Origin of the sequence: Methylocystis sp. (assembly GCF_021731785.1) — a bacterium.
Lineage (GTDB): Bacteria > Pseudomonadota > Alphaproteobacteria > Rhizobiales > Beijerinckiaceae > Methylocystis.
The window spans coordinates 1-10,793 of record NZ_JAKFWS010000187.1 but is presented as its reverse complement, the minus strand read 5'-3'; the positions used below and the strand labels follow the sequence as shown (position 1 = coordinate 10,793).

General features: G+C 61.3%; 9 protein-coding genes and 1 pseudogene. 7 read left to right on the top strand and 3 right to left on the bottom strand.

Annotation, left to right across the window (positions count from 1 at the left end; genetic code table 11):
* Together QZ964_RS21135 and QZ964_RS21680 are read right to left on the bottom strand one after the other, a co-directional pair.
* The coding region (locus QZ964_RS21135; protein WP_292534301.1) for a TonB-dependent receptor at positions 1 to 2,348 on the bottom strand (2,348 nt) is incomplete at its 3' end.
* Between the two features lie 77 nt (positions 2,349 to 2,425).
* Positions 2,426 to 2,800, bottom strand: a complete 375-nt coding sequence (locus QZ964_RS21680) for a DUF2946 family protein (RefSeq protein WP_367119308.1) — start codon at positions 2,798 to 2,800, stop codon at positions 2,426 to 2,428.
* 212 nt (positions 2,801 to 3,012) lie between these two features.
* On the opposite strand from QZ964_RS21680, the gene QZ964_RS21125 reads away from it, so the two are divergent.
* The 5 genes from QZ964_RS21125 (at position 3,013) to QZ964_RS21105 (ending at position 9,776) form a co-directional block, all read left to right on the top strand.
* Positions 3,013 to 3,690, top strand: a complete 678-nt coding sequence (locus tag QZ964_RS21125) for a response regulator transcription factor (protein ID WP_292534297.1) — start codon at positions 3,013 to 3,015, stop codon at positions 3,688 to 3,690.
* Positions 3,687 to 5,063, top strand: a complete 1,377-nt coding sequence (locus QZ964_RS21120) for a HAMP domain-containing sensor histidine kinase (RefSeq protein WP_292534294.1) — start codon at positions 3,687 to 3,689, stop codon at positions 5,061 to 5,063. Before QZ964_RS21125 ends, QZ964_RS21120 begins: the two co-directional genes overlap by 4 nt.
* Before the next feature lie 184 nt (positions 5,064 to 5,247).
* Positions 5,248 to 7,110, top strand: coding sequence for a trypsin-like peptidase domain-containing protein (locus QZ964_RS21115; RefSeq protein WP_292534292.1), 1,863 nt, complete (start codon positions 5,248 to 5,250; stop codon positions 7,108 to 7,110).
* A gap of 68 nt (positions 7,111 to 7,178) precedes the next feature.
* On the top strand, positions 7,179 to 8,012 hold the full coding sequence (locus QZ964_RS21110) for a protein phosphatase 2C domain-containing protein (RefSeq protein WP_292534289.1): 834 nt from the start codon (positions 7,179 to 7,181) through the stop codon (positions 8,010 to 8,012).
* A 3-nt stretch (positions 8,013 to 8,015) separates the two neighbouring features.
* Positions 8,016 to 9,776, top strand: coding sequence for a serine/threonine-protein kinase (locus QZ964_RS21105; protein WP_292534287.1), 1,761 nt, complete (start codon positions 8,016 to 8,018; stop codon positions 9,774 to 9,776).
* Between the two features lie 17 nt (positions 9,777 to 9,793).
* Here the strand turns inward: QZ964_RS21105 and QZ964_RS21100 are convergent, their stop codons facing one another.
* Complete coding sequence (locus QZ964_RS21100; RefSeq protein ID WP_292534285.1) at positions 9,794 to 10,099, bottom strand: hypothetical protein; 306 nt, start codon at positions 10,097 to 10,099, stop codon at positions 9,794 to 9,796.
* A 204-nt stretch (positions 10,100 to 10,303) separates the two neighbouring features.
* On the opposite strand from QZ964_RS21100, the gene QZ964_RS21095 reads away from it, so the two are divergent.
* Positions 10,304 to 10,723: a hypothetical protein gene (locus tag QZ964_RS21095; protein WP_292534284.1), complete on the top strand. Its 420-nt coding sequence runs from the start codon at positions 10,304 to 10,306 to the stop codon at positions 10,721 to 10,723.
* Between the two features lie 9 nt (positions 10,724 to 10,732).
* A pseudogene (locus tag QZ964_RS21090) lies at positions 10,733 to 10,793 on the top strand (alpha/beta hydrolase fold domain-containing protein); the annotation flags it as partial.

Below are 10,793 nucleotides of genomic sequence, written 5' to 3'. Positions count from 1 at the left end.
CGCGGCGCGCCAAAGGAGCCCGCCGAACGATTCGGGAAGTTCGACGTTCCATAGACATAGATCTGGTTCAGCAGGTTCTCGGCGTTGACCTGCGCCGTCACGAAGGTCGGCCCGAGCTTGAAGCGATAGGCCGCCATCGTGCGCACCAGCGTGTAGGCGGGGGCGCGATAGGTGTTGGCCGCATCGACATATGAGTTCCCCATCCAGGTGAAGCCGCCGCCGGCGCTGAAGCCCCTGAAATTGCCGTCGGCGTCGTATTTCAGCCAGAGGCTGCCCATGTTGTCGGGCACGGCGGGCAGGCGCTTGCCGGCGACCGGAACCTGGGAGACAAAATCGAACGGGTCCGTCGCGGGAGGAATCGAGCCCTTGGTGACATTCGTTCCAAGGTGGGAAAAATTGGCGATGACGCTCCAATTGTCGTCAATACTGCCGGTGATGTCCAACTCCACGCCCTGGCTTCTGGCGTCGAGCAGATCAAACACGAAGCCTCTCAGCGTGCCCGGCGCGATGGGCGGATTCTGCGCCATATTATATTTCTTGATGTCGAAATAGGCGAGCGTCGCCAGCAGGCGCTTGTCGAAGAATTCGGCTTTAATGCCGCCTTCCCACTGAATCGACTGCTGCGGACCCAACGGCTGATTGGCTCTGGTGACGCCATTGTTGACGCCGAACGACTTCGTGTAGTTGCCGTAGAACGAAAGCCATGGCCACGGCTGGATGACGAGACCGACGCGCGGACTGAAAAAGCGGTCGGTGACCGAGACGCCGAGGACATTGGCGCGATCGAGCGCATTGTTGATCAGCGTCGAAGTCGAGTTCTGCGCCGAACTGAGCGCCGAAGCGAAATCATAGCGCCCGTCAAGCAACAGATGCACGCGGTCTTCGAATCCCGAGATCATGTCCTGAGCGTAGAGGCCCTGCCATTCCTGCTTTCTGATGAACGCCGTGCCGAACTGAGGACGCTGGTACCTCCATAGTCCGAAAGGCGTGTAGATCGGCGCGAAGATATTGATCGATTGCGCCAGCACAGGCGGCTGAACCTGGAAAAGATTGGCGACGTTTGCAAAGCTCATATGATCCGTTCCAAACAGCAGCACGTGCTGGAGCGGTCCGGTATAGATTTTTCCATTCAGATCGAGATTGCCGGTGATCGATCTCAGATGGCCGGGCCCCCAGTTCAGCGCGTCCACCGACTGCCCGAAGGCAGGTCCCGCGCCACCGGGACAGCCGCCGGGCAAGGGCTGCTGATTGGTGCAGAAAAGGAACATGTTCGACTGAATGATGCGCGTGTTGTTATACAAGAATCGATTGACGATGTTCCAATCCTCGTTGATGTCATATTTCCAGTCGTAGCCGACCGTTCGCCGCATGTCATGATTTGGGTTGGCGACCGTGATGCTCGGGTCGGCGAGGTAGCGGCTGATCGGAATGGGCGCCGCGTTGTAGCCGATCGCGGGAATGTTGGGATTGTTGTCGACGTAGACATTATCCTGATATTCCGCGTCGACATTGAGCTTGAAGTTCGGCGCGGGATGATAGGTGATCGTCGCCGAGCCGAACCATCTGTCGTCGTTGATAAAATCGATGAAGGACGGGTTGTGGAAATATTCCGCGTTCACCCGATAGAGCCACGTCTTGTCCTGCGTGAGCGGACCGGTGGCGTCGAGCGTCGTGCGCGCCACGCCAAAGGACCCGCCCTGCTGCTGAACGGAATAATAGGTGTTTTCGAGCGGGCGCTTGATGATCATGTCGATCAGACCGCCTGGCTCGATCCGGCCGTAAAGCATCGAGGCGGGCCCCTTGACGACTTCGATCTTCTGAATATTGGCCGTAGCGGGACATTTCACATTCGGCATCAGCAGACCGTTGCGATAAAGATGCGACATCGTCAGCGTGCCGGTGGTGAAGCCGCGGATGGTCAGATTCTGGAACAGCGAGCATCCCTGGTTCATCAGGGCCACGCTGCTGACGTTGCCGACGACCGCCTGATTGACCGAGACCGCCTGCTGATCGTCCATCGTTTGGCGCGTCACGGTCTGCACCGCGATGGGAATTTGCAGGATCGGCTTGTTGAGTTTGACCGAAACCGTCCGGTCGGTCTTGTAGCCGGTGACTCGGTCGCCGGTCTGCGCGGTCAGAACGTCTGTCGACGGAGCGACGGCGGGACCCGATATTCCGCTCGCGGGCGCGCGGCTCGCGGCCGGTCCAGGCGCGGTCCGACGCGATGCGCCGCCGATGTCGATCGTTGGCAAGGATTGCTGCGCCAGGCTCGACGCCGAGGTCGAGAGCGCTGCGATGAAGGCGCAAGCAGAGACGCCGCGCCGAAGCGTGCTGTAAGTGGGTTGCATCTAAGTGTCTCCTGGCGCGTCGATTTCACGCGCGTAATCCCATGGCTTCTTGCAGCCGCGCGGCTGCGTTCGCTTGGTCAGGAGAAACGTGGCGGCCCGCGCGACGAGGCGGCGCCGGTCGAAGCCGAACGCCTTACAAAGAGATCGCCGTCGGCGCGGGCGGCGGCGATTGTTCGTCTCGGCGCTTGAAATTCCGCGCGCGCCAAAAGAACGGCGACCTGAAAGGCGAGCTTGTCGGAGCAACTGATCGAACACAGTATGCAGCAATGGTCGTGGGCGCGGCGATGCGGCGACTTGCCATCAGCCGTCGCATCGAGACTGCAGTCGCCGCCGGCGTATACGAACGCTTCTCCGGTTTGGGCGTCAGCGCGTCCCGCTGTCTGCGAAGCCGCGCCGATCGCGACGGCCTGCAGGACAATCAGGATGGCAACAAGTCGACCGATGAACCGCAAGGTTTTGTCCTCGACGCCGCAGCGAGGATTCCTGCTTAACAAACAAGGGTAACGGCAGCGTAACGAGTGCGCTTTTAAGCGACGCAAACGATCAAAGTATCAAGAAGGTGTTGCAAACGGACAACACCGGCGTGAATGTCGATGCGATCACTTGAGCCGGCGTCGGGGGCGTTTTGCCTACCGTCGCGGCGCGCGATGCGGAAGCGCGTAAGATGCGGATATTGATCGTCGAAGACCAGCCGGAGATGGCCTCTCTCATGGCGGAGAGGCTCACGCGATCGGGCTATGTCGCCGACAATGTCGGCACGCTTGAAGACGCCATAGAGGCGCTAAGGCAGTATGACTACCCGATAATCTTGCTGGACCGCAGGCTTCCGGACGGCGACGGCGTATCCATTCTTCAATCCGTGCGTTCAACGAAACCGAACACCCGCGTGCTTCTGGTTACCGCGTTGCGATCGATCGACGAAAGAATCAACGGTCTCGACGCCGGCGCCGACGACTATCTGACTAAGCCCTTCGACGCCGACGAACTGATCGCGCGGATAAGAGCCATATTGCGACGTCCGAACGCCGGGCTGGTCCCGCCAGTGTCGCTCGGCGAGCTGTCCTTCGATCTCAACCAGCACGAGGCCTTCGTTCGGGGACAGCCCTTCGTCATGTCCAAGCGCGAGTTGCTGCTGCTTGAAGCGCTCATGCGGCGCGCCGGCCGCGCGGTCAAACACAGCACGCTGATTTCGGAAATCTACGGGCTTGACGACGTCGTTCAGGCCGATGCGTTGAAAATGTCTGTTTCACGCTTGCGCCAGCGCCTGAAAGATTGCCGCGCCGGCGTCGAGATCCATACGCTGCGCGGCATTGGCTATCTTATCGAGAGATCGCGCGCGTGAAGCTGCTTCGATCGCTGTCGTCCCGATTGGTGGTCTATTGGGTCGTCTTTTCGATGCTGGCGTTCTTCACGGTTCCCGCGACCGTGCTGCTGCCTCTCGCATGGCTTGGAATCGACGACGTCGGCTATGTTCGCCTCGAAGGCCACACAGTGAAGCGCGCGCGAAGAATACTCCTCAACGCCCTGCGTCAGAGACCCGACGGCGCAGCATATGTCGAGATGACGGATGAGCTGCGCGCCTACTCGTCACGTAACCCGGAGTTCCGTTACGCTGCGTTCGACCCGGCGACGGGCGTGGTTTTCGAGGGGTCGTCGCGAGATCTCGTCGACTATTTCAGCAAAGAATTGTCGCGTCTCGAATTTCTGGGAGCGAATTTTCATATTCTGGATGACTCAAATCCGCAATCCCGCGGCTCCATGCGCATGGTTCAAACGCCGTTCGGTCGATTCGGCACCATTGTCTACGGCGCGCAGTTCCATTGGGACGATCTCCTGTTCTGGCTTTATTACTATCCCACGACCGCCAATGTTCTCGCCTACCTCCCGCTATGCGCGACGCTTTCGCTCGTCGCTTTGGTCGTCGTGCGCAAGAATTTGAAGCCTTTGCGCGCGAGCGCGGCGAAGGTCGCAGAAATCGACCTCAATTCGCTCGATCAGCGCGTCCCGACCGAAGGGTTGCCGTCCGAAGTCGTTCCGTTCATCGACGCCGTGAACGCGGCCTTCGGCCGCGTTGACGACGGCGTTGCGCGTCAGCGTCGGTTCATCGCCAATTCGGCGCATGAGTTGCGCACGCCGATCGCAATTCTGAAAACCCGCGCGGAGAAACTCGATGAAGCGCCAATCAAGCACGAGATAGAGCGCGACGTTCAGCGCATTCAAACGATCCTCGAACAGCTGCTCGTCTTAGCGCAGGTCGAAGAGCGCGGCGCGACCGCTCCGATGCCCGAACTGGACCTCGCCGAGACGGTGCTTGCAGTCACCGCCGATTACACGCCGATCGCGCTCAACAACCGGCGACGCATCGCCTTCGAGGCGCCTTCTGTTCCTGTCACGGCGAACGCCTATAAGTGGGCCATCGAAAGCGTCGTCACGAATCTCATCGAAAACGCCGCGCGCGCCGAGCCCGCGGGAGGCATGGTCCTCGTGCGCGTATCGCCCGACGCCACGGTGTCGGTGGTGGATCATGGAGAGGGCGTGGCGCCTGCGCACCGTGAAATGATATTCGAGCCGTTCTGGCGACAAAGCGAGACGACGCCGGGCACCGGCCTGGGTCTCGCGATCGCCAAGGAGCTGATCGAAAAGCAGGCCGGGCGAATTTGGGTTGAGGAGACCCCGGGCGGCGGGGCTACCTTCAAGATATCTTTGAAGAAATAGCGGAGCGCTTCATCAACGTCGAAGCGGAGTGTCGCTGCGCGCCAAATTAATTCGACGCGCCGACGAAGGCTTTTGCGCCGCGCGCCTTGCAACCCGAGGAAAGTCAGGTTTATCTTCGAACCGGGGCATTTTGCGCATTTCTACACGACCGCAAGACGAGCGCACTTTTGCGCAGGGGGCTGAAATGACGACTCCAATTGAGCGCATTGTTATCCGACATCTGTCGGGCTCCAAAGCCAATCAGATCGAGCAGCTGCCCGTTGGCGATGCGCGCGAATTCACGATCGGTCGGGATCCCGCGTCGAAGATCGCCTTCGATCCGGTTGGCGACAGCGTCGTCAGCCGCAAACATGCCGTGATCCGCATCGAAGGCGAAGGCGATAAGCTCTCCTTCAAAATTTCCGACGCGGGCAGCAGCAACGGCACCTTTCTCAATGGCGAGTGGGTGAGCGGCGAGGTCGAGCTTCTTCCCGAAGACACGATCGAACTTGGCGCCAAGGGCCCGAAGTTCACCTTCGACGTGCAGCCGCGGCCCGCCAGTTTCGCCGCGAGAACGCAAGTGATCGGCATCGGCGACACGGCCGCGACCCGCGTCATCAAGACGGCGGAAGTCGCGGCGTCGACGGCTGTGAACGCGGCCGCGACCGGCGCCGGCGCGGCGGAAGGTTCGCGTGTCGATGGCGCAGCTCCGAAGAAATCCGGCATCGGCCAAGAAACCGTGCAGCGGCTGATCGGCGAGGAACGCCGCGCCTCGCGCGGCGCGTTGATGGCGACGGCGGCGGGGATCGCCGCCGTTCTCGTGCTCGGGGGCGGAATCCTTCTGTGGCAGCAATGGAGGGGGGAGGAGCGCGTTGGCGGCCGGATTTCCGATATCGAGAAAGGTCAGGAGGAGGCGTCCGCCGGGGTCGAGGGCAAGGTCAAATCGATCACCGGCATGACGCCCCAGGAAATCTACGACAAATACAAGGACGCCACGGCCAAGATTTATCTTCATTGGCGGCTTTACGACAAGACCACCGGCAAACCGATCTATCACCAGACCTTCAACGTCAAGGTCAACAAAAATGAAACCGCGACCTTGCCGGCCTATGTGCGGCTCGGACCCAATACTGTCGTGCGATGGCTGACGCTCGACGACGACTACCGATCAAACCTGGCGATCGACGGAGCCGGCTCCGGAAGCGGTTTCGTCGTCGGGGAGCAGGGCTATCTCCTGACCAACAAGCATGTCGCCGCGGGTTGGGAAATCCACTTCTCCGCGCCAAAGCGGCTCGGCGTGCTGTTCGACTACAAGGGCGGGCCCGACTGGAAGCGGACCAAGGGCTACAAAGGGCCAGATCTGCGGAAGTATGAGGTGATCAATCTCGACGACGACGCGTTTTCGGATATCGACGACTGGGTGCCGGACTCCGGCGGCCTCATTTTCCCGTCGAAACCGGCGCTCGCGGTGCCCATCGGCGGCGGCAACATACCCGACCCCAGCAAGGCGGACAAACGCACATTCGAAGGACGTAACGACACGCTCGAAACGCGCTTTCCGGGGAGCCGCTTAAATATCAACGCCAGCCTGGTCCGCGCCTCGTCGGATTCGGACGCCGCCCTCATCAAAATCGACTCGCCTCAGGCGCTCAGCACGGTCGAACTTGCCTCTCAAGATGCCGTCACGGTCGGCGAAAAAGTCGTGGTTCTCGGCTATCCGGCGGTGTCGGTGTCGACTTTTCAGCAACAGTCGACCCAGGAAGGGGGAGGACCGGTCAGACGTCATTTCGAAGAAATCCCGGAAGCCACGATCACGGACGGCATCGTTTCGAAGCTCTCGCCCGGCGTTCAACAGAAAGACGGCGTCACGACATACAGTTCGACGGGAGACGTCATACAGTTGAGCATTACCGCGACCGGCGCGGGCAACAGCGGCGGACCGGTGTTCGACGCCTCCGGCAAAGTGATCGGGCTGTTCACTTACAGCAAGAACCGTGGCAACGAGCGGGTGACGCTCGCGGTTCCGATCAAATACGGCCGAGATCTATTGCGCCCGCAGCGCGAGTGATCCAAGGGGCGCCAGCGATGAAGGCGGCAGGGGAGGCAAATGGCGCTTCATGGCGCGTGGCGGGGGCGATGCGCACCGACGTGGGGCGCGTACGTTCGCTCAACGAGGACACCGTCGCCTTCGTCGCTCCAGCGGAACGCGACCCGGAGGCCAAACGCGGCTTGCTCGCCCTTGTCGCCGACGGCATGGGCGGTCACGCGGCCGGCGAAGTAGCGAGCGCGCTGGCGGCGGAGGTCGTTCGGCGCGTCTATTTCTCTCTCGACAAGTCGCCGCTTGAAGCGCTGCGGGCCGCGTTCGAAGCGGCCAATCGGGCAATACTCGACTACGCCGCCAAACATCCCGACTGCGCCGGCATGGGAACCACCTGCACCGCGCTCGCCGTCCGCGACGGATGTCTGTGGCTCGCCCATGTCGGCGATAGCCGAGCCTATATTTTGCGCGACGGCGAACTGACCCAACTCTCCGAAGACCAGACGCTGCACGCGCAACTCGTGCGCGACGGCGTCCTGACGGCCGAGGAGGCGGAAAGGAGCCCGGGCGGCAATGTCATCCTGCAGGCGCTCGGAACGCGGCAGGAGATTTCTCCAGACCTCTGGTCCGAAGGAATGCGCTTGCGATTGGGCGACCGCTTCATTCTCTGTTCCGACGGCCTTTCCAATCTGGCGAGCAACGCTGAAATCGCAGAAATCGTTTCGCGCCTTCCTCCCGGAGAGGCCTGTGCGGCGTTAGTCGACGCGGCGCTCGCGGCCGGCGGTTACGATAATATTTCGGTCGGCGTGTTCGTCGTTGAGCGCGCTGCGCCGAAACAATCCGTTGGCCAGGCGGCCACGCAGCGGATCAATATCGCCGACCCGCCGACAGGCGCGCCGACGGCGAAGATCAACGCCATCGCAGAGGGTTGAGCCATGAGCGACCCACAGATGATTGGCCACTACCGAATCGTCAAGCTGCTCGGCGTCGGCGCGATGGGCAAGGTGCATGCCGCGGTCGACACCTTCCTCGAGCGCGACGTGGCGATCAAATCCTTGCGCGCGGAACTCACGCAGGATCCAGATTTCGTCGGACGTTTCCGCGCCGAGGCGACGAGTCTCGCCAAGCTCAATCACCCGAACATTACGACGCTCTACTCGCCGGTGCTGGACGGCAAGGATCTATACATGATCATGGAACTCGTGAACGGGCGGCCGCTCGACGAGATCTTAAGCGAGCGCGGCAAGCCGCTCGGCGTCAAGGAAAGTCTCGCCGTTATCGCGCAGGCGGCCGATGGACTCGCCTATGCGCATCAGATGGGCGTCATTCATCGCGACATTAAGCCGTCGAACCTCATGGTCGCCGATGACGGCCGCATCAAGATCATGGATTTCGGCATCGCCCGCGTGCGCGGCAGCGTGCGTCTGACTCGCGCCGGCACGGCGGTCGGCACGCCGCTCTATATGTCGCCGGAACAATGCCGTGGCGGCGAGGGCGACGAAAGGAGCGATCTCTATTCGCTAGCCGTCGTGCTTTACGAAATGCTTGCCGGCACGCCGCCATTTTCCGGCGCGACCGAATATGACCTGACCCAGGCGCAGATCCACGCAGAGGCGCCGCCGCTCGTGCCGCGAATATCCGGCGTCACGCCTGAACTCGAATCGGCGATCATGACCGCGCTGTCGAAGCGACCCGAGCACCGTTTTCCCAACTTGCGCGCCTTCAGCGACGCACTCGGCGCGACGGCCATGCGCATCGACGCCTCGAGCATCATTCGAAGCGCGGGACACCTCGTCCAGGATTCGACCGCCGAACGCGACGTGCCCACGCCCGAGCGCCTATCGACCAAGCTCGTCGCCTTGGCCAAAAGCCGCAGTGCGACGCTCGTGCGCCGCTTCAAGGGCCTACATCCGGCTGCACAAGGCGTGACGGTCGGCGTCGGCGCGGTCGTGATTCTTGCATCGCTGTACTTTGGCCTGGAGTCTCTGTTCTCTCCTGACCAGCACGTGGCGAGGGAAATCTCGCTTCCGGATAAGAAGCGTCGCGGCGACGACTTTCGAAGGCAGGACGTCGATGTTGGCAATCGACGCGCCGCGCCCCGCAACACCACCGCCTTCGGGGTGGATGAAAACCAGGCTTCGGAAGTTCCCTTGGATTCCCGCTCGCGCCAGACTTACGAAAGCGTCGTTTCGACGTCAGGCGGATCGATCAACGACCTGCGCAATTTGATGAGAGATAGCGATCAATGGAAGAGCAGTTCTATTCAGTGGGACTCTGCATTTAAGCTCGCGCAGCGACTCGCGCAGGAAGGAGACAAGGAAGCGCAGTATTATTTGGGCAAAATATACATCAAGGCTCCTGGCCGTCAGGAACCGAAATACGCCTACCAATGGTTCAAAACCTCAGCGGAGGCGGGCAATTCAGACGCGCAGGTCGCCCTCGGAAAAATGTATCAGAACGGCCTTCTGGAAGGAGGTGAAAATCTCCCGGAAGCAATACGCTGGTACCAGAAGGCGGCTGACCAGCACAACGCCGAGGGCCAGTATTGGCTCGCGGTTGCCTATGAGAAGGGAAAAGGCGGATTAAAAAGGGACTGCAGGACGGCAGTCGATCTTTACCACCTGGCCAAAATGCAGGGACACGCAAAAGCCGCGGAGGCCTCGGAAAGGCTCGAGAATTCCTGTCGCTATCGATAAAGGCGGTCCGCCGCAGATCAGAAATCGGCTTTGCCCATTCCCCCGCCGCCACCACCGCCTCCGCCGCCATGGCGGCGATGATGACTTGCGACGCGCACGCGTCCGCGATGACGCGCGTAATGGCGACTCGCGCGATAATGATGGTAGCCGCCGTAATGGCGCCGGTGACCGCGGAAGCGCAACCCTCCGAGTATCGCGCCGATGAGACCCAATTGTGCGGAGGCCGGCTCGGGCTCCAAAACGACAAGAGGAAGCGTCAAAGCGCCGAATAACAAAGCACGGCGCGAAAGCCGACGGTCAACGTCGGAGTCATTATCGATCATGGAACTCGCCCCCGCAGACGGTAGGACACGATTATTGTTCTTGCAGCCGCGCCCTGTCAATTTGAACAATCCGCTTGCGGCGATCGGCGCATCGTTCTCGAAAACGTCGTCGACTGAGGCATACATCCGATTCGGCTGGGATTGACGCGGTTTATCCGAGGCGACTCATCTGTTCGCGAAACGGCAATGATGTGGAGAAGGTTGATGACGGACGCAGAGAATCGCCCCGCTGCCGCGTCGGTCTTCGTCGACGAGCGCGCGGATGGACCGGGAGTCGTAAGGTTTTCCGAAAACGATCCGGCCGCCCCCTTTTACCGCTTGCTGATGAAATTGCGCGCGCCGGTGGCGATGCGCGACATGATGATGGCGCCCGTGCGCGCCTGTTACAGGGGCGAGGGCCTTACGATCGACCCCGCGGAACTTCCGCCCGGCGCCGCGCAGCTTTATCCGCAAGTGTCGGTTTCGACTCTCGCCGTTCCTTCGGACGCCGGTCCGATCCGCTGCGAATGTTTCACGCCACCCGGCGAAAGTCCGATGCCGCTGATGCTCTACGTCCATGGCGGCGGCTTTGTCGTCGGACGATCGGAAGATACGGCGTTTGTCACCAGCCGCATCGCCGCCTAAAACAATGTCGTCGTCGTCAGCGTCAATTATCGTTGGGCGCCCGAATGGCCGTTTCCCGCCGGCCTCGACG

Excerpts from the sequence above, each read along its gene's own strand:
- QZ964_RS21125 (WP_292534297.1), top strand. The coding sequence starts at position 3,013 with ATGCGGATATTGATCGTCGAAGACCAGCCGGAGATGGCCTCTCTCATG.
- QZ964_RS21115 (WP_292534292.1), top strand. The coding sequence starts at position 5,248 with ATGACGACTCCAATTGAGCGCATTGTTATCCGACATCTGTCGGGCTCC.
- QZ964_RS21110 (WP_292534289.1), top strand. The coding sequence starts at position 7,179 with ATGCGCACCGACGTGGGGCGCGTACGTTCGCTCAACGAGGACACCGTC.
- QZ964_RS21105 (WP_292534287.1), top strand. The coding sequence starts at position 8,016 with ATGAGCGACCCACAGATGATTGGCCACTACCGAATCGTCAAGCTGCTC.
- QZ964_RS21100 (WP_292534285.1), bottom strand. The coding sequence starts at position 10,099 with ATGATCGATAATGACTCCGACGTTGACCGTCGGCTTTCGCGCCGTGCT.
- QZ964_RS21095 (WP_292534284.1), top strand. The coding sequence starts at position 10,304 with ATGACGGACGCAGAGAATCGCCCCGCTGCCGCGTCGGTCTTCGTCGAC.